General features: G+C 69.0%; 14 protein-coding genes. 4 read left to right on the top strand and 10 right to left on the bottom strand.

Going from position 1 to position 17122, the window contains the following annotated elements:
- The first annotated feature begins 76 nt into the window (after nucleotides 1-76).
- The 3 genes from cysE to CXB49_RS20470 all read left to right on the top strand — a co-directional run bounded on the left by cysE (nucleotide 77) and on the right by CXB49_RS20470 (nucleotide 3655).
- A complete protein-coding gene (gene cysE / locus CXB49_RS20480; protein ID WP_101710078.1) occupies nucleotides 77-859 on the top strand; it encodes a serine O-acetyltransferase in 783 nt (260 codons plus the stop codon).
- Between the two features lie 244 nt (nucleotides 860-1103).
- Nucleotides 1104-1946: an isopenicillin N synthase family oxygenase gene (locus CXB49_RS20475; RefSeq protein WP_101710077.1), complete on the top strand. Its 843-nt coding sequence runs from the start codon at nucleotides 1104-1106 to the stop codon at nucleotides 1944-1946.
- 161 nt (nucleotides 1947-2107) lie between these two features.
- Nucleotides 2108-3655, top strand: a complete 1548-nt coding sequence (locus CXB49_RS20470; RefSeq protein ID WP_101710076.1) for an MASE1 domain-containing protein — start codon at nucleotides 2108-2110, stop codon at nucleotides 3653-3655.
- On the opposite strand, the gene CXB49_RS20465 is transcribed toward CXB49_RS20470, so the two are convergent.
- The 8 genes from CXB49_RS20465 to hemC form a co-directional block, all read right to left on the bottom strand.
- Nucleotides 3652-4080, bottom strand: coding sequence for a MarR family winged helix-turn-helix transcriptional regulator (locus CXB49_RS20465; protein WP_101710075.1), 429 nt, complete (start codon nucleotides 4078-4080; stop codon nucleotides 3652-3654). The two genes, CXB49_RS20470 and CXB49_RS20465, sit on opposite strands and share 4 nt — an antisense overlap.
- The gene (locus CXB49_RS20460; RefSeq protein ID WP_233492872.1) at nucleotides 4073-5653 is read right to left on the bottom strand and encodes an MDR family MFS transporter; all 1581 of its coding nucleotides are present in this window, start codon (nucleotides 5651-5653) and stop codon (nucleotides 4073-4075) included. Before CXB49_RS20460 ends, CXB49_RS20465 begins: the two co-directional genes overlap by 8 nt.
- Nucleotides 5654-5768: 115 nt before the next feature.
- Nucleotides 5769-6689 carry a transcriptional regulator GcvA gene (gcvA, locus tag CXB49_RS20455; RefSeq protein ID WP_101710074.1) on the bottom strand — a complete coding sequence of 307 codons (921 nt, stop codon included), beginning with the start codon at nucleotides 6687-6689 and terminating at the stop codon, nucleotides 5769-5771.
- Between the two features lie 353 nt (nucleotides 6690-7042).
- On the bottom strand, nucleotides 7043-8251 hold the full coding sequence (locus tag CXB49_RS20450; protein ID WP_101710073.1) for a heme biosynthesis HemY N-terminal domain-containing protein: 1209 nt from the start codon (nucleotides 8249-8251) through the stop codon (nucleotides 7043-7045).
- Between the two features lie 3 nt (nucleotides 8252-8254).
- On the bottom strand, nucleotides 8255-9286 hold the full coding sequence (locus CXB49_RS20445; RefSeq protein WP_101710072.1) for a uroporphyrinogen-III C-methyltransferase: 1032 nt from the start codon (nucleotides 9284-9286) through the stop codon (nucleotides 8255-8257).
- Entirely contained in the window at nucleotides 9283-10014 is a 732-nt protein-coding gene (locus CXB49_RS20440; protein WP_101710071.1) for a uroporphyrinogen-III synthase, read from the bottom strand. The genes CXB49_RS20445 and CXB49_RS20440 overlap by 4 nt, the downstream gene beginning before the upstream one ends.
- A complete protein-coding gene (locus CXB49_RS20435) occupies nucleotides 10011-10541 on the bottom strand; it encodes a DUF1697 domain-containing protein (protein WP_101710070.1) in 531 nt (176 codons plus the stop codon). The genes CXB49_RS20440 and CXB49_RS20435 overlap by 4 nt, the downstream gene beginning before the upstream one ends.
- Before the next feature lie 32 nt (nucleotides 10542-10573).
- Nucleotides 10574-11503 carry a hydroxymethylbilane synthase gene (gene hemC, locus CXB49_RS20430; protein ID WP_101710069.1) on the bottom strand — a complete coding sequence of 310 codons (930 nt, stop codon included), beginning with the start codon at nucleotides 11501-11503 and terminating at the stop codon, nucleotides 10574-10576.
- A 197-nt stretch (nucleotides 11504-11700) separates the two neighbouring features.
- On the opposite strand from hemC, the gene ppc reads away from it, so the two are divergent.
- A complete protein-coding gene (ppc, locus tag CXB49_RS20425) occupies nucleotides 11701-14397 on the top strand; it encodes a phosphoenolpyruvate carboxylase (protein WP_101710068.1) in 2697 nt (898 codons plus the stop codon).
- Between the two features lie 77 nt (nucleotides 14398-14474).
- Here ppc and CXB49_RS20420 read toward each other — a convergent pair whose 3' ends face one another.
- Together CXB49_RS20420 and CXB49_RS20415 are read right to left on the bottom strand one after the other, a co-directional pair.
- A complete protein-coding gene (locus CXB49_RS20420) occupies nucleotides 14475-15701 on the bottom strand; it encodes a M28 family peptidase (protein WP_101710067.1) in 1227 nt (408 codons plus the stop codon).
- A gap of 139 nt (nucleotides 15702-15840) precedes the next feature.
- Complete coding sequence (locus CXB49_RS20415) at nucleotides 15841-17088, bottom strand: M28 family metallopeptidase (protein ID WP_101710066.1); 1248 nt, start codon at nucleotides 17086-17088, stop codon at nucleotides 15841-15843.
- Between the last annotated feature and the right edge of the window lie 34 nt (nucleotides 17089-17122).

The raw sequence follows: 17122 nt of genomic DNA, 5'->3' as shown, positions 1-17122 counted from the left end.
ACGGCGGCCTTTGTCTGACGGGGCGGCTTGTGGCAGGCTACAATATTCCGACTAGAAGTCATTTCCGGAGCATCCGATGAATTCCCCCCTGGTTGATCCGCTGTGGTCGGCCATCCGCGACGAGACGCTGGCGGCGGTCGAAGATGAGCCGTTGCTGGCCAGCTTTCTGCACATGACGGTATTGCGCCACGCCACGCTGGAAGACGTGCTGGCCTTCCATCTGTCGAGCAAGCTCGCCAGTCCGGTGATGGACCCGCGCGCAATGTTCGAGCTGTTCCGCGAGGCCTTCCAGGCCGATCCCGGCCTCAGCGCGGCGATGCGCGCCGACATCCGCGCCAGCTACGAGCGCGATCCGGCCTGCGACCGCTATTCGACGCCGCTGCTGTACTTCAAGGGCTTCCACGCGATACAGAGCCAGCGCATCACGCACTGGCTGTGGCGGCAGGGCCGAGCGACGCTGGCGCTGTTCCTGCAGAACCGCATTTCCGAAGTGACCGGCGCCGACATCCATCCGGCGGCGCGCATCGGCCACGGCGTGATGCTGGACCACGGCACCGGCCTGGTGGTCGGAGAGACGGCCGTCATCGGCAACAATGTGTCCATCCTGCACGGCGTGACGCTGGGCGGCTCCGGCAAGGAGCGCGGCGACCGCCATCCGAAGATAGGCGACGGCGTGATGCTGGGCGCCGGCAGCTCGGTGCTGGGCAATATCCGCGTCGGCGATTGCGCCAAGGTCGGCGCCGGCAGCGTGGTGCTGGAGGACGTGCCGCCGCACGCCACCGTGGCCGGCGTGCCGGCGCGGGTCGTCGCGCAGGCCTGTCCCGGCACGCCGGCGCTGGACATGGATCAGCGGGTTTGACCGTCATTTAAATACAGCGGGCTGCGGTCGACGGCGCCGGCGCGCAGACCGCCTGCGTTGTCCGCGCCGGCGTGTCGCCGCGCCGTCCGGGGCATGAAACGCGGCGGCGCCGCGCGCTTGGCGCTTTTCCAACAGCGCCGATGCCATCGGCTTGGCGGCATGTAGCTTAGCCGCTACAATGCGCGCGGCCGGCGTCCGCCCCGATATTGCATGGCGGCGTCGGGTTCATCAGGAAAACCACCCCATGAACGTCAGAGTTGTCGATTACCGCGCCCCGGACGCCGCGGAACAGTTCACCCGTTCTCTGCACGAAACCGGCTTCGGCGTGCTGACCAACCACCCGATTCCGCAAGACCTGGTCGAAAAGATCTACGCCGACTGGCTGGGCTTCTTCAACAGCGACGAAAAGCTCGACTACGCCTTCTCGGTGGAGAAGCAGGACGGCTGGTTTTCGCCGGAAGTGTCGGAAACCGCCAAGGGCGCCGCGCTGAAGGACATCAAGGAATACTTCCACGTCTATCCGTGGGGCCGCGTGCCGCCGCAACTGAAGGCCGACGCCGAGCGCTACTACGGCATCGCCAACCAGCTGGCGCGCGAACTGCTGTCCTGGGTGCAGCAGTACACGCCGGCCGCCATCGCCGCCAATTACCGCGAGCCGCTGTCGCACATGATAGAAGACAGCCAGCAGACGCTGCTGCGCGTGCTGCGCTACCCGCCGCTGACCGGCGAGGAGCCGGCCGGCTCGCTGCGCGCCGCGGCCCATGGCGACATCAATCTGCTGACCATCCTGCCGGCCGCCAACGAGCCGGGCCTGCAGGTGCAGGGCAAGGACGGCGAGTGGCTGGACGTGCCCTGTGATTTCGGCACCCTGGTGGTCAATATCGGCGACATGCTGCAAGAAGCGTCCGCCGGCTACTATCCGTCCACCCAGCACCGCGTGGTCAATCCCAGCGGCGACGGCGCGAAGAAGAGCCGCATCTCGCTGCCGCTGTTCCTGCATCCGCGTCCGGAAGTGACGCTGTCCGACCGCTACAGCGCCGGCGCCTATCTGGACGAGCGCCTGCGCGAGCTGGGCGTGAAAATGTAAGCCTTATCCTTTGTGGATGAAAAGCCGGCCGGAGCCTTGCTCCGGCCATTTTTTCGTCCGCGCGCCGCGCGCCGGGCAGCGCCTGGGGCATTCGCCAACTACGATGACACTATCGCGCGGCCGGCTTATCCGGCCGCGGCCTGTCTCGTTGAGAGGATTTCATGCGCGGCATCCTACCCAGTTTTCCGGCTCCGCCCGACTGGCTGGCCAATCTGCTGGTCGCGGCGGCCTACTGCCTGGCGGCATGGGGAGGCGAAAAGCTGCTGGTGCTGGAATTGGGCATGGACAGCGTGATGTGGCCGCAGCCGGGCCTGGCGCTGGCCGCGCTATTGCTGCTGGGATGGCGGGTGTGGCCGGGCGTGCTGTTGGGCGCCTTGCTGATCGAGGGCCGGCGCTGGCAGCCCGAGCTGGGCGGCCTGCACTGGATGCTGCCGGCCGCCGGCGCGGCGCTGGCGGTGCTGGCGCAGACGCTGATCGGCGCCTGGCTGGTGCGGCGCCATATCGGCCGCCGCAATCCGATGGACGGTTTCAGCGACTGCCTGGCGTTTTGCGTGATCGTGGCGGCGGCGACGCTATTGGGCAGCCTGATCGCCGTCGGCGCGCTGTTCCTGGCCGAACAACTGCCGCAAAAACAGCTGGTGTCGAGGTTCTGCCTGTGGTGGTTGTGCAGCGCCAGCGGCACCTTGCTGTTCGGCAGCGCCTGTCTGGCTTTCCACCGCCATGGCCTGCCGCGGCAGGGGCGGGAAGCCTGGTACGAGATGCTGGCCTACTTCGGCATGGTGGCGCTGCTGACCGCCAGCATCTTCGTCTGGTGGCACCCGACGCTGGACACCACCTATCCGCTGGACATGCTGGTGCTGCCGCTGGTGTCCTGGGCGGCCTTCCGCTTCACCCCGCGCGAGGTGGTGCTGGCGCTGCTGCTGATCGTGTGGCTGGCCTTGTGGGGCACGCGCCATGGCGGCGGCCCCTATCTGGGCTATTCCGCCTACAGCACGCTGATCGTCCTGCAAACCTACGCCGGCATCCTGACCGTGGTGTCGCTGTGCGTCGGCGCGCTGATGAGCGAGCAGCGACAGGTGAAACTGGAGCTGAGGCTGCAGCGGGAGCAGCTGGAACAGCAGGTGCGCATCCGCACGCTGGCGCTGGAGCAGTCGCATGCCGAGGTGTTGGCGCTGTCGCGGGTCGATCCGGTCACCGGCATCGCCAACCGGCGCAGTTTCGAGGAGAGCCTGGATGGCGAATGGCGCCGGGCGCGCCGCCTGGGCGCGCCGCTGGGCGTGCTGATGATAGATATCGACCACTTCAAGCTTTACAACGACCACTACGGCCATGTCAGCGGCGACTACTGCCTGCGCGAGGTGGCGCAGGCGATACGCAGCAGCGTGCGCAGGCCGCAGGACCTGGTGGCGCGCTACGGCGGCGAGGAGATCGTCTGTCTGCTGCCGGACACCAGCGAGGACGGCGTCGGCGTCGTCGGCGAAGCGGTGCTGGCGGCGGTGCGCGAGCTGCAGCTGCCGCATGCCGGTTCGGCGCTGGCCGCCATCGTCACCATCAGCATAGGCGGCGCCGCCATCCTGCCGCGCGAGGCGCACGACAGCCGCCAGCTGATCGAGGCCGCCGACCGCGAGTTGTACCGCGCCAAGCAGCAGGGACGCAACCGGATGGCGGTCGCCCATGGCGACTCCGGCGCCGCCGCGGCCACCAGCTAGTCCGGGTCGGCCGCCATGTCGCGGAAACGCTGTTCCAGCTGACGCAGCACCTGCAGCGCGGTTTCCAGCTGCCGCGCGTCGATGTCCGCCAGCGCCTGGCGGAAGAAGGCCTGCCGTTGCGGCGCCGCCTGGCGCAGCAGCTCGGTTCCGGTCTGGTCCAGCGTCACCAGCGTCTGCCGGTTGTCGGCCGGGTCGGTATCGCGCCGCACCAACCGTTCCGCCTCCAGTTGCTTCAGTTGCCGGGTCAGCGCGCCCGGGTCCATCTGCAGGTGGCAGGCCAGTTGTTTCTGGCTGGCCGGCTGCAACTCCTCCAGCGCCGTCAGGATGCGCCAGCGCGGCAGCGGGTGGCCGACCCGGCTCTCGAAGGCGCCGTACATCGCACGGGTGCTGCGGCCGAGCTGTTGCAGCAGATTGCGCTCAGTCATGTCGCGGCTCCGGCGCGGCGGTCAGCTGGATCGCCGGCACCTTGCGCACCAGCCACAGGCCGAGCAACAGCACGGCCGCGACCAGCCACTGGCTGAAATGTATGGCGTCGACCAGCCGCAGCCGGGTGGCGGCCAGCAGCGCGTCGGGGTGGGCTGCCGCCGCCGCCGCGCGGAATTGGGCCAGCGAGGCGGCGTTCAGCAGCGTCTGCGGATCGGCCAGCCAGCGCAGCCAGTCTCCGCCGCGCGCATCGCCGGCCACCAGCGCGGCCACGCCGCGCTGGAAGTGGTGGCTGACCACGGCGCCCATCACCGCGGTGCCCAGCATGCCCCCTATCATCCGCGTCGATTGCAGCATCGCGGTGGAGACGCCCAGCTGCTGCCGCGGCGCCAGTTGCTGCACGAAGATGGTCAGATTGGGCATCAACAGGCCCAGGCCCAGCCCGCCCACCACCATGTCGGCGATGATCAGCGCGTGGGCGGTGGCCGGCGTCGCCCGGCTCAGCAGCGCCGCGGTCAGCGCGAACATCAGCAGACCCAGCGCCAGCAGCCGGGTCGGATGGCGCAGCCGCTGCACGATGCGGCCGTTCAGCATGCTGCCTATGGTGATGCACACCACCAGCGGCGTCACCAGAATGCCGGCCTGGTTCGGCGACAGGCCGAAGCCGGCCTGGAACATCAGCGGCGCGTAGTACATCACGGCGAACATGCCGAAGCCCATCAGCAAGGACAGGCCGAACAGCGGCGCCAGGCCGCGGTGGGTCAGCATGCTGGGCGGCAGCAGCGGATTGGGGCTGCGCTTTTCCCACCAGATCAGGCCCAGCAAGGCGGCCAGCGACAGCGCGGCCAAGGCGGCCAGCAGCGGCGCCGGCTTGCCTTGCGGCAGCCATTCCACCGCCAGTTGCAGCGAACCGAGGAAGAGCGCGATCAGCATCGCGCCCTGCCAGTCCAGCCGCGACGACGGCCGCTGGGCGTGGCGGATCACCGGCAGATAGCGCCAGACGAACCACAGGCTGACCGCGCCGACCGGCAGATTGACGTAGAACACCCAGCGCCAGCCGAAATACTCGGTCAGGAAGCCGCCCAGCGACGGGCCGACGGCATTGGCGAGGCCGAAGGAGGCCGACAGCATCACCTGCCAGCGCAGCCGCTCGCGGGTATGCGGGAACAGATCGGGCACGCTGGCGAAGGTGGTGGCCACCAGCATGCCGCCCCCGACGCCCTGCAGCGCGCGCGCCAGCACCAGCTGCGGCATGTCCTGCGCCAGGCCGCACAAGGCGGAGGCGGCGGTGAACAGCACGATGGCGGTCAGCACGAACGGCTTGCGGCCGTGGTCGTCGCCTAGCTTGCCGAAGATGGGCACGGTGATCACCGAGGTCAGCAGATAGGCGGTGCCGACCCAGGCGTACAGCGCGAAGCCGCGCAGGTCGGCCACCACCGTCGGCATCGCGGTGCCGACCACGGTCTGGTCCAGCGCCACCATGATCAGCACGCAGCACAGGCCCAGCATGGCCATCAGCCGTTGGCGGAAATCCAGCGCGGCGGCGAGGCCGGCGGGTGTAGAGGGCGTATTCATGATTGCAAGGTCAATAATTGCTATGGCAATCATTTTGCCGACAGCCCGGCGGGCTGTCCAAGCGCTTGCGGTTAACAGATGTTGCCGCGCCGGCGGACGCGGGCGGCGAAGGGGCTCAGTAGCCCTGGCGCGCCAGCCAGCTGGCTTCCTCGCTGTGGGCGACGGTATGCACCAGCCAGTCGCGGAAGGCGCGGACCTTGGGCAGCTCGGCCAGCTCGTGCGGATAGACCAGATAGTAGGCCCACTCGGTTTCCAGCACGGTGTCGAATGGGATCACCAGCCGGCCGCTGTCCAGATCCTGCGTCACCATCGAGGCCTGGGCCAGCGTCACGCCCATGCCGGCCACCGCCGCGTGCAGCGCGTATTCCAGCGCGTCGAAGGTGACGCCGCTCTCCGGATTGACGCCGTTGACGCCGGCCAGCTTCAGCCAGCGCTTCCAGGTGTTCTGATCGCGCCACGGATGCAACAAAGTGTGGTGTTGCAGGTCCTGCGGCGTGTGCAGCGGATGCTTGCCGGCCAGCAGGCTGGGCGAGCACACCGGAATCAGCTTCTCGCGGCAGATGCATTCCAGCCGCAGGTCGGGCGCGGCCTCCGGGCTGGACAGGCCGACGACGGCGAGGTCGTACTCGGCGCGATTGAACGGTTTGTTGTGGATCAGCTGCGTCAGCAGGTGCAAGGTGTATTCGGGATGGCGCGCCTGGAAGTCGGCCAGATTGGGCAGCACCCAGCGCATCGCCGGCGTCGGCGGCATCCGCACCCGCAGGTCGCTCTGGCGCAGTCTGAGCGCCTCGCTGGCCTCATTGAGCAATTGGAATGCCTCGCGCGCCGGCTTCAGCAAGGCCTCGCCTTCGGCGGTCAAAGCCAGGCCGCGGGCCTGGCGGGTGAACAGGGTGGCGCCGTAATATTCTTCCAGGGTTTGGACGTGGCGGCTGATTGCGCCTTGGGTCAGGCTGAGCGCGGCGGCGGCGCGGGTGAACGACAGGTGTTCGGCGGCAACGACGAATACGCGCAGGGCATTCAGCGGAGGCAGCTTCATGCTGTTACATGCCTTTTCTTCATGGTTTTGATGAGATTAACTGCTTTGTGCAAATCGGCGCCACCACGTATGCTGCTGAGGATGTCGCCGCGTGCCGGCGACATGGCGACGACAGCCGTCATGCATGGCAAGCGGTTCTGCCATGCATAATGGTTGATTCTGGCACAGCTTTCGTTGCCCGGCATCATTATTGTCAGACAAGATGCCGCCCTGCACTCTCGTATCGATTTGTTGTTGCCAGTCCACGTTGGCATGAACGGGCTCCGAGCGGAGTCCGATTTTTTTTGTCCGCGGGCAAGAAAAATGACGCCGGCCTGGCAGGCGGGCGGCATCGGCACGGCGGCGTCGCGGGCTCAGCAGCCCTGGCTCAGCGCCAATTCCAGGCTCTTGCGATAGTGCTGCTGCGATTGCTCTTCCTTGCCGGTGGCCTCGAACAGCCGCGCCAGCTCCGCGTGGGCGCACAGCGTCGGCTGGATGGACACGCTGGCCTCCAGATAGCTTTGCGCCTTGCCCCACAACTGCTGCGTCTGCGCCAGTCGGCCCAGCGCCAGCAACAGCCAGTGGTCGCGCGGCCGCTGTTTCAGCCAGTTCTCGGCATTCTTCAGCAGCTCCAGGCGCTTTTCCACGCTCAGATGGCTGGCCAGCTGGCCCAGCTCGCGCGCCAGTTCCGGCAGCTCGGTCTCGTCGCCGGCCAGCGCGCCGGCCAGCAATGTGGCGGCGTAGTCGTACTGCTGCAGGCGGATCAGATGGGCGACCACCTGCTGCAGCAGCTGAGGATTGGCGCGCTCGACCTCGGGAATGCGGCGCAGCCAGTCGCGCACCTCGCGTTCGCCGAGCAGGCCGGTCAGCTGCTGCTGGTAGGCGGCCAGCCGGTAGCGGCGCGCCTGTTCCGGCTCCAGCGCGTCGGCCTTCAACAGCTTCTCGGTCAGCGTCAGGATGGCCTCCGGCTGTTTCTGCAGCAGCCGCACCTTCAACTCCAGCCGCAGCGCGTTGGTCAGATTGGGCGACAGCGCGCGCACGCGTTCGATCGCGCCCAGCGCGCCCAGCGCGTCCTTGTTCTCCAGTTTCAGCTCGGCGTCCAGCATGTGGCGCGCCAGCTGCAGCCGTTCCGGCAGCGAATCCAGCTGGTTCAGGTAGACGTCGCGCTTGTCGCCGGCGCCGGCCGAACCGGCGGCGCGGGCGGCGATCAGCAGCGCCAGCGCGCGGTTTTCCGGCGCGTACTCGTCGTTCAGGGCCTTGGCCGCTTCGCGCTCGGCGCGCTGGTAGCGGCCCTCGAAGAAGGCGATGCCGGCTTCGCGCAGCGCGTGGCGGGCCGCCTTCAGCTTCTTCTGGCGCTGGAAGCGCTGCACCTGGCGCGGCAGATCGGCGGCCAGCGCGATCAGTCTCAGAGCGACGTGGGTGGCGACGATCAGCGCCACCACCAGCACGATCATCAGATTGAACGACACTTCCATCCGGTACGGCGGCAGGAACAGGATGGCGTAGCCGGTGTTCAGGGTGGAGGCCAGCCCCACCAGCACGGCCAGCGCGAACAGGCCGGTAATCCACAATGCGAATTTCACCGTTTACTCCCCGCTATTGCCCTGGGCATCGCGCACCGCCTTCAGGCTGGCGGCCATGTCGGGCAGGCTGATGTCCAATGGCGCGCCTTCCAGTTCGCCCAGCGTCGTCAGCCACTGGGTGGCGGCGGCGGCGTCGCGGTCGAAGTAGCGCTGCACGTAGCTGCGCGCGGCGGCGACGTCGGCGGCGTAGGTCTTGCCGTCGCGCTGCAACAGCGCCAGACGGGCGTCCAGCAAGCGCATCTTCAAGTTTTCGCGCAGGAAGAAAGCCTGCTCCGGCGACAGCAGCAGCGCTTCCGGCTTGTCCATCCGGCGGATATGGATCAGTTCGCCCAGGCTCTGGCTGATTTCGTAGCTCAGGCGTTCCCACCACGGCAAGTTGGCGGGCGCGGCCGCCGGCGTTGCCGTCCGCGCGCTGCCCAGCCGGTGCGAGTCCACCGCCAGCGGCAGCGCGTCCACGCCCAGCATCAGCCGGTCGATCTTGACGGTCAGGCCGACGGTGTCCAGATAAGGCAGCGCCTTCAGTTTTTCCAGATCGGAGGCGACCGCCTTCTTGACGCCGATCAGCTGCGGGCGGTCGAACTTGGACAGCCGCGCGTCGACCATTTCCAGCGCCGACACCGCGGCGCTGACATTGCCGGCCAGCTGCAGCTGCTGGCTGGCGATGGCCAGCGTGTGCTCGATTTCCGACAACAGCCAGTCGCTGCGATTCTTGGTCAGCTCCTGGTACATGCCGTTCAGCGTGGCGTACTGGCCGGCCGCTTCGTTGACGCGGGCTTCGACCAGGGCCAGCTTGCCGTCGGTGGCGCGCGTCGCCACCAGCGCCTGTTCGGCGATGGCGCGCTGCTCCTTGCCGGCGCCGCTGCCCTCGGACAGCCGGCGCGCCAGTTCCTGGCGCATCGACTCCAGCTGCTGCTGGGTGCTGTAGAACTGCCAGCCGGCCACGCCCAGAGCGGCGGCGGCCAACAGGAAGGCGAAGGTCGGGCGCTTGCGGGGCGCGGCGGCCGGGATGGCTTCGTGGATCTGGGATTCGCTCATGGGTGACGACGGAACCATTCTTTGAGGCCGGCGACAAGGGAGGCGTCGTCGGCCCGGGTTGTCACGACGCGTGCCGCGCCGAGAGCGGCCAGGCGCTCGGCTATGCGCGGATGCGGCACACAGTACAGCAGGCATTGTAGCGCCCCAGTCCGGCGCGGGCCAGCCAGTCGGAACAATTGCTCTACCATTTCGCTTGAGGAAACGATGACGGCATCGGGCGGCGAGGCGTCGAAGGCGGTCCAGTCCGGCGCGCCGTCGAGGCGGCGGTAGACTTCGGCGACGCCGACCAGGGCGCCGCGCGCCGCCAGCGTGTCCGCCAGCAGCGCGCGGCCGCCCAGGCCGCGGACGATCAGCCAGCGCTGGCCCGAGACATCGGCCAGCTCCGGCAAGGCCAGCAGCGCCTCGCTGTCGCTGCCCGAGGCGGGATGCAACACTGGCCAGCCGGCCAGTCGCGCCAGCTTGTCGGCGCTGGCCGCGCCGACGCAGGCCAGCCGCTTGCCGGCGAGATCGGCGCCGGCCAGCGCCGGCCAGCTTATGTCTATCGCGCTGGGGCTGACCCAGAACAGCGCGTCGGCCGCGGCGGCCAGCGCCGGCAGCGCATCCAGCGCGCCGGCCTGTGGCGCGATCTCCATCAAGGGCAAGTGTTCGGCCCGCCAGCCTTCGGCGCGCAGACGATCGAGCAGGTCGGCGCATTGCGCCAGCGGGCGGGCGGCCAGGATGCGTTTCATCGCGGCAGCGCCTGTTGCAGTTTCAGCACGGTAGCCCAGTTGCGGACGGTGAAGCGCTCGCCCAGCCGGCGGGTGAAGTCGGCGGCCAGCGGACTGTCCATCAGGCCGGCCGCGCACCACAGATAGGCCGCGCCGGCGCCGATGTGCAGCCGTTCCGGTCCGGCGCGGTCGTATTCGACGGCGGCACAGCCGGCCAGCGCGGCGGTTTCCAGCGGAAACGCCAGCAGCAGCCGGGCCGGGTCGTCGGCCAGGCCGGCGTAGGGATTGGCGGCGACGATGTCGTCGAGCGCGGCGCCGGCCAGCGCCAACACCCGGGCGGAAAAGCCGCAGTCGCGGGCGATGGCGGCCTCCAGGCCCTCGGCCAGCAAAGGCGCCGAGTGGTGGCGACAGACCAGATTGCCGCTGTTCAGCAAGGTGGCGACCGCTTCGGCGCCGAGCCCGGCCGCCATCTGGCGCAGCTCGGCCATCGCGACGCGCTTGGCCTTGCCGACGTTGATACCGCGAATCAGCGCGACACACGGCTCCATTGCCGTCTCCTTTTATATAAAGACGCCGCTTGTCAGCGCGGCTCGGCCAGCACCGCGTCTATCAGCGGGCGGGCGCCGGCGTCGATCAGTTGCTTGGCCACCGCGCGGCCCAGCGCCTCGGCGTAGTCGGCCGGGCCGCTGGCGCTGGCGGTCAGCACCGTCGAGCCGTCCGGATGGGCGACCAGGCCGCCCAGCGTCAACGCGCCGTCGGCCAGCGTGGCGAAGGCGCCCAGCGGCACCTGGCAGCTGCCGCCCAGTTCGCGGGCCAGCGCGCGCTCGGCGGCGGTACAGGCGCGGGTGGCCGGATCGTTCAGCGGCGCCAGCAGCGCGGCGAGATCGGCGCGATCGGCGCGGATCTCGATGCCCAGCGCGCCCTGGCCGGCGGCCGGCAGGCTTTCCGACGGCGCCAGCTCGCTTCGGATGCGCTCGGCCAGGCCCAGGCGCTTCAGGCCGGCGGCGGCCAGGATGATGGCGTCGAACTCGCCGTCGTCCAGTTTTTTCAGCCGGGTCTGCACATTGCCGCGCAGCGGCTTGACCGCCAGCTGCGGGAAGCGGGCGCGCAGCTGCGCCTCGCGGCGCAGGCTGGAGGTGCCGACCACGCTGCTGGCGGGCAGCTCGGAAAGACTCTGGTAATGATTGGAGACGAAGGCGTCGCGGGGGTCCTCGCGTTCGCACACCGCCGTCAGCGCGAAGCCGTCCGGCAGCGTCATCGGCACGTCTTTCAGCGAGTGCACCGCCAGGTCGGCGCGGCCGTCCAGCAGCGCCTGTTCCAGTTCCTTGACGAACAGGCCCTTGCCGCCGATCTTCGACAGGGTCTTATCCAGAATCTGGTCGCCCTGGGTGGTCATGCCGAGGATGTCCACCGTCAGGTGCGGGTACAACGCTTGCAGCCGAGCCTGGATGTGCTCGGCCTGCCACATGGCCAGCCGGCTTTCGCGGCTGGCGATGACGATCTTGTCCATGAAACCGGGTCCCGTGTTGGGGAGAAATGCCGCCGATTCTACCACGCTGCCGTCATGGACTTGGCCTGCTTGTTGCTGCGACGCAGCAAGATCAAGGCGCGGGCCGCGAAATTGCCGTAGTCTGGCCACTACAGCGCGCAAGCTGCTTATGATGAATGTTTGGTCGCCGACCAGTGCAGACAAGGGACGACAAGAATATGAGCGAACACGACAAGGACGAACCGCTACGCGCCGACCTCGCCCGGCTGGACCGATTGCTGGCCGAGGTGGTCAGCGAACAGGAGGGGCCGTTGCTGGCCGGCGCGGTGCAGGCCATCGCCGGCCGCCGCGGCGACGAGCGCAGCCAGCCGCTGCCGCAGTTGGCGCCGCGGGCCGCCGCCTCGCTGCTGCGCGCCTGCGGCCTGTACGCCCAGCTATTCAATATCGCCGAGGACCTGCATCACAACCGCCGTCGCCGCGCCCACCAGCTGGCCGGCTCGGCGCCGCAGCAGGGCAGCGTCGGCCGGGCGCTGGCCAGGCTGCACCAGGATGGCGTCAGCTTCCACGCGCTGCACCAGTTGCTGAGCCATGCCCAGGTCGGCGCCGTGCTGACCGCGCACCCGACCGAGGTGCAGCGCCAGAGCGTGCTGGAAGCGCAGCGCGCGGTGCGGGGCTTGCTGTCGCGCCTGAACGCGGCGGATCTGACGCCTGACGACAGGGCGCAGCTGGAGGCCGAGCTGAAGCGGGTGATGCTGGCATGGTGGCAGACCTCGGAAATCCGCCATTTCAAGATGACGGTGCGCGACGAGATCACCAACGGCGTCGCCTACCACCCGCTGGCCTTCTTCGAGGCCCTGCCGGCGCTGTACCAGCGGCTGGAGCGCGAGGTCGGCCAATTGTGGGGCGAGGCGCCGCTGTTGCCGTCCTTCGTCCGCGTCGGCAGCTGGATAGGCGGCGACCGCGACGGCAATCCCAATGTCGACGCCGGCCTGCTGCGCCACGCGGTGACGCGCCAGGCGCAGCAGGCCTTCGAGCATTATCTGCGCGAGCTGCACAGCCTGTACCGCGAGCTGTCGCTGTCGTCGCGGCTGGTCGAGGTCGGCGCCGAGGTGCTGGCGCTGGCGGCCGATTCGCCGGACGGCGCCGTCAGCCGGGCCGAGGAGCCGTACCGGCGCGCGCTGGCGACGATGCAGGGCCGTTTGCGCGCCGCCGCCCGCCTGCGCGGCGTCGAATTGGCCTGCCGCTGGGACGAGCGCCAGCCCTACCGCGACCACCGCGAGCTGATTCGCGATCTGGCCGCCTTGTCGGCGTCGCTGCGCGCCCATGGCAGCGCGCCGCTGGCCGACGGCCGGCTGGCGCGGCTGATCCGCAGCGTCGACGTGTTCGGCTTCTTCCTGATGCCGCTGGATCTGCGCCAGCACGCGGCGGTGCACGAGGCGGTGGTGGCCGAGCTGTTCAGCGCCGCCGGGCTGGAGGAATACCGCGCGCTGGACGAGGCGGCGCGGGTGCGGGTGCTGATCCGCGAACTGGCGACGCCGCGGCTGTTGTTCTCGCCGTATCTGCGCTACGGCGAGCAGGCCGAGAAGGAGCTGGCGATCTTCCGCGAGGCGGCGGCGATACAGCGCGAGTTCGGCGTCGAGGCCATCGGCCAGTGCATCATTTCCAACTGCGCCGATGTCAGCGACGTGTTGGCGCTGGCGCTGCTGTGCAAGGAGGCCGGGCTGATCCGGCTGGAGGACGGCGTGCCGCGCGCCAGCGTCAACCTGGTGCCGCTGTTCGAAACCATCGCCGACCTGGAGGACAGCGAGCGCGTGATGCGCGCGCTGTTCGCGCTGCCGTGGTACAAGCAGCTGTTGGACAGCCGCGAGCGGGTGCAGGAGGTGATGCTGGGCTATTCCGACAGCAATAAGGACGGCGGCTATCTGACCAGCCAGTGGCAGCTGTACCAGGCCGAGACCCGCCTGGTCAGGGCCTTCGCCGACGCCGGCGTGCGCCTGCAGTTGTTCCATGGCCGCGGCGGCTCGGTCGGCCGCGGCGGCGGCCCGTCGTACGAGGCCGTCGTCGCTCAGCCGGCCGGCAGCGTCGCCGGCCGCATCCGCATCACCGAGCAGGGCGAGGTGATCACCGCCAAATATACCGATCCGGCCATCGCCGGCCGCAATCTGGAGGCGCTGGTGGCGGCGACGCTGGAGGCCAGCCTGGGCAAGGCGCCCGGCGGCGAGGTGGACGCCGGCCTGTTCAACGAGCTGTCGGCCAGCGCCTTCGCCGCCTATCGCGCGCTGGTGGAGACGCCGGGCTTCATGCAGTACTTCCTGGAGGCGACGCCGGTGACGGCGATCGCCCAGCTCAATATCGGCAGCCGGCCGGCCTCGCGCAAGAGCCTGTCGGCCATCACCGATCTGCGGGCGATTCCCTGGGTGTTCTCCTGGTCGCAGTCGCGGCTGATGCTGCCCGGCTGGTTCGGCGTCGGCTCGGCGGTGGCCGCCTATGTGCAGAGGCACGGCGACGCCGGTCTGGCGCGCTTGCAGCACCTGTACCGCCATTCGCCGTTCTTCCAGGTGATGCTGTCCAATATGGAGCAGGTGCTGGCCAAGGCCGATCTGGGCATCGCCCGCCGCTTCTCCGGCCTGGTGGCCGATCGCGAGCTGGCGGCGCGCCTGTTCGGCATCGTCAAGGCCGAATGGCAGAAAACCCACGACGCCTTCTTCGCCATCACCGGCCAGGCGGCGTTGCTGGAGGGCAACCCGACGCTGCGCCGCAGCCTGGAAACCCGGCTGCCCTTCCTCGACGCGCTGGGCCTGCTGCAGGCCGACCTGCTGGCGCGCTTGCGCGCCGAGCCGGACGACGAGGACGCCTTGTACGCCATCCATCTGACGATCAACGGCACCGCCGCCGGCTTGCGCAACACCGGTTGATAAAAAACGCGGCCCGGCCCTGTCCGGCCGGCGCCGCGTTGCGGCAAGGGCCGCGACGGAGCAAATCGTCGAGCGCGTCAGCGCGGCCTGGCCGGGCCGCCGCTGCCCAGCTCCACCGCGTAGGCCAGCGCCAGCTGCGAGAACTTCAGCGCATGCCTGGCCTGCTCGTCGGCGTTGGCCAGCGTGTCGTGGTCGGTGTGGATGTGCGGGTTGCGCTTGTCGAAGCTGGACTCGAACGGGAACGACGCGGCATAGCCCTGCGCCGTCCACGCGGCGTGGTCGGAGCAGGCGTAGCCGCACTGGCTGTAGTCGACCTTCAGCGCGGGCAGATAGGTCCTGGCCAAGTCGGCGACAAAGGCGTTCTGCGCCCGGCTGGTGTCGTCGGTGATCAGGAAGATGTCCTGCGCGTCGCCCGGATAATTGGTCATGTCCAGCTGCAGCGCGCCGACCACGTCGATCCGCTGTTGCCGGTAGCGTCGGGCGATGTCGGTCGAGCCGCGCAGGCCCACCTCGTGCGCCGAGTAGGCGATGAACTGGATCGTGCGGCGCGGCCGGTAGTCGCCGGCCAGCAGCACGCGCGCCACTTCGGTCAGACTGGCCACGCCGGAGGCGTCGTCGTCGGCGCCCGGCGCGCGGCCGCTCTCGCCGGCGTCGCTGCCGATGGAGGAGTCGAGGTGGGCGCCCAGCACCACCGTCTCCATCGCCTCGTCCGTTCCCCTGATCGTCAGGATCACCGACTTCTGCGGCCAGCCGGCATGGACGTACTGCTCGACGGCGGCGTCGCCGCGGCCGTCGGCCAGCCGCGTCCACTGCGCGGCGATCCAGTTGGACGCGTCGACGCCGTGGCGGCTGGTGTAGAAGCGGTTCTGGTAGTTGGACAGGGTCCGGATCGTGTCGACGATATTGCTGTCCCGCAGTTGCGGCAGCAGCTTGGCGACGATGGCCTGCTGGCCTATCGCGTAAGCGGGCGCGACGATGCCGGCCGGCGGCGCGGCCGGTCCGTTCAGCGCGGCACGGGCCTGCCGCAGGTCGCCGTGGACGATGAAGCCGCCGCAGTGGCGCAGATTGTCGTGGATGGCGTCGGACAGGCTGGGCAGCAGCGCCTCGTCCACCCTGACCAGGCGCACGGTTTCGCCGGTCGGCGTTTGGCGGCTCAGCCGGCTGCTGGCTTTGGTGTCTATCTTGCGCAGCAGCTGGTAGGCCGGCTCGCCTATCGAAATCCAGACCGGTCGGGCCTGGGCGGCGCCGGCCAGGCCCAGCAGGATCGCCAGGATAGGCAGCGCGGTTTGACTCGGTTTCAACATGTCGATACTCCCGAAAGGCCGGCGCCGCCGGCCGGTGGTTGGGGCATGGGGTCTTGGCCTGCCTGCTTGTCGTTCGACGACGGTGGCGGGCTGCTGCCGGTGTGCGTCGCGATGGGGAAAATCATGGGCCGCCGCTCGTTCAGAGCGCTTGGGCTGGGCCGTCGCTGCCCAGTTCCACCGCGTAGGCCAGCGCCAGCTGCGAGAACTTCAGCGCGTGTCTGGCCTGGTTGCCGGAGTTGGCCAGCGTATCGCGGCTGGTGTGGATGTAGGGGTTGTGATGGTCGAGGCTGGACTCGAACGGGAACGACGCCGCGTAACCCTGGGCCGTCCACGAGGCGTGGTCGGAGCAGGCGTAGCCGCACTGGCTGTAGCCCACTTTCAGCGCCGGAAGATAACTTGCGGCCAGGTCGGCGACGAAAGCGTTCTGCGCGGCGTTGGTGTGGTCGGTGATCAGGAAGACGTCCTGCGCGTCGCCCTGGTAATTGGTCATGTCCAGTTGCAGCGCGCCGACCACATTGGCCTGTTGCTGTTTGTAGCGTTTGGCGATGTCGGCCGAGCCGCGCAGGCCGACCTCCTCGGCCGAGTAGGCGATGAACTTGATCGTGCGACGCGGCTGGTAGTTGCCGGCCAGCAGCACGCGCGCGACCTCGGTCAGGCTGGCCACGCCGGAGGCGTCGTCGTCGGCGCCCGGCGCGCGGCTGCTTTCGCCGGTGCCGCTGCCTATGGTCGAGTCCAGATGGCCGCCCAACACGATGGTTTCCGCCGCGTTGTCGCTGCCCTTGATGGTCAGGATCACCGATTTCTGCGGCCAGCCGGCGTGGGCGAACTGCTCGACGGTGACGTCGGTTCGGCTGCCGGCCAGCTGTTTCCACTGGGCGGCGATCCAGTTGGACGCGTTGACGCCGTGGCTGGTGGTGTAGAAGCGGTTCTGGTAATTGGACAGCGACTGGATGGTGCCCAGCACATTGCTGTCCTGCAGTTGCGGCAGCAGCTTGTTGACGACGGCCTGGTTGTCTATCGCGTAGCTGGGCGCGACGGTCTTGGCCAGCGGCGCGGCCGGGCCGTTCAGCGCGGCGCGGGCTTCCTGCAGGTCGCGGTGTACGATGAAGCCGCCGCAGTGGCGCAGGTTTTCGTGGATGGCGTCGGACAGCTTGGGCAGCAGCGCCTCGTCCACCTGTACCAGGTGCACGGTTTCGCCGGCGGCGTCGCCTTTGGCGAGGCGGCCGTCGGCCGCCAGCTTGCGGTTTTCCTGGCTCTTGACGCCGGTGTCTATCTTGCGCAACAACTGGTAGCCCTGATCGCCTACCGAAATCCAGACCGGCTGGGCCTGGGCGGCGCCGGCCAGGCCCAGCAGGACCAGCAGCGCGGTTTGACGTAGTTTCAACATTGGGGGACTCCCGAGCGCAGGCCGGCATCAGGCG

This window comes from Chromobacterium sp. ATCC 53434 (assembly GCF_002848345.1).
GTDB lineage: Bacteria > Pseudomonadota > Gammaproteobacteria > Burkholderiales > Chromobacteriaceae > Chromobacterium.
This window is presented reverse-complemented; position numbering and strand designations above follow the sequence as displayed.

Coding starts and splice junctions, on each gene's coding strand:
- cysE (WP_101710078.1), top strand. CDS start 77: ATGAATTCCCCCCTGGTTGATCCGCTGTGGTCGGCCATCCGCGACGAG.
- CXB49_RS20475 (WP_101710077.1), top strand. CDS start 1,104: ATGAACGTCAGAGTTGTCGATTACCGCGCCCCGGACGCCGCGGAACAG.
- CXB49_RS20470 (WP_101710076.1), top strand. CDS start 2,108: ATGCGCGGCATCCTACCCAGTTTTCCGGCTCCGCCCGACTGGCTGGCC.
- CXB49_RS20465 (WP_101710075.1), bottom strand. CDS start 4,080: ATGACTGAGCGCAATCTGCTGCAACAGCTCGGCCGCAGCACCCGTGCG.
- CXB49_RS20460 (WP_233492872.1), bottom strand. CDS start 5,653: ATGAATACGCCCTCTACACCCGCCGGCCTCGCCGCCGCGCTGGATTTC.
- gcvA (WP_101710074.1), bottom strand. CDS start 6,689: ATGAAGCTGCCTCCGCTGAATGCCCTGCGCGTATTCGTCGTTGCCGCC.
- CXB49_RS20445 (WP_101710072.1), bottom strand. CDS start 9,286: ATGAGCGAATCCCAGATCCACGAAGCCATCCCGGCCGCCGCGCCCCGC.
- CXB49_RS20440 (WP_101710071.1), bottom strand. CDS start 10,014: ATGAAACGCATCCTGGCCGCCCGCCCGCTGGCGCAATGCGCCGACCTG.
- CXB49_RS20435 (WP_101710070.1), bottom strand. CDS start 10,541: ATGGAGCCGTGTGTCGCGCTGATTCGCGGTATCAACGTCGGCAAGGCC.
- hemC (WP_101710069.1), bottom strand. CDS start 11,503: ATGGACAAGATCGTCATCGCCAGCCGCGAAAGCCGGCTGGCCATGTGG.
- ppc (WP_101710068.1), top strand. CDS start 11,701: ATGAGCGAACACGACAAGGACGAACCGCTACGCGCCGACCTCGCCCGG.
- CXB49_RS20420 (WP_101710067.1), bottom strand. CDS start 15,701: ATGTTGAAACCGAGTCAAACCGCGCTGCCTATCCTGGCGATCCTGCTG.
- CXB49_RS20415 (WP_101710066.1), bottom strand. CDS start 17,088: ATGTTGAAACTACGTCAAACCGCGCTGCTGGTCCTGCTGGGCCTGGCC.